General features: G+C 60.2%; 1 pseudogene. It reads left to right on the top strand.

Annotated features, from left to right (window positions below):
• Nucleotides 1-334 (top strand): annotated as a pseudogene (locus IV91_RS19165) (IS66 family transposase); the annotation flags it as partial.

The following is a 334-nucleotide window of genomic DNA, read 5'->3' as shown; positions in this document are numbered from 1 at the left end:
CAGCCTCCAACTGGCCTTCAGTGACTTGGGTGGGGAAGGCAATACTCCGCTTCCTGCCCCGGACACCCAGACCGTCGCTGCCCATTCCCGGAACAAACCCGCCAAGCCCACCCCTCCCGCTGAAGACGGACTGTTCTTCGACGATTCCAAACTCCCCGTGGAAACCATCACCCTGCCCTGCAAAGAGGCAGAGGGGCTGGATCCGGCACAGTACGAGATCGTCAGCGAGAAGGTCTCGCACCGCCTGGCCCAACGTCCTGCCAGTTATGTGATCCTCAAGTATGTGCGTCCCGTCATCAAACTCAAGGAAACCCAAACTCTGGTCTGCGCTCCG

The sequence above is a fragment of the Ferrovum myxofaciens genome, assembly GCF_000735045.1.
Taxonomy (GTDB): Bacteria; Pseudomonadota; Gammaproteobacteria; order Burkholderiales; family Ferrovaceae; genus Ferrovum; species Ferrovum myxofaciens.
Note: the sequence above shows the minus strand (reverse complement) of the source record. Positions and strands in the feature narration are given on the sequence as shown.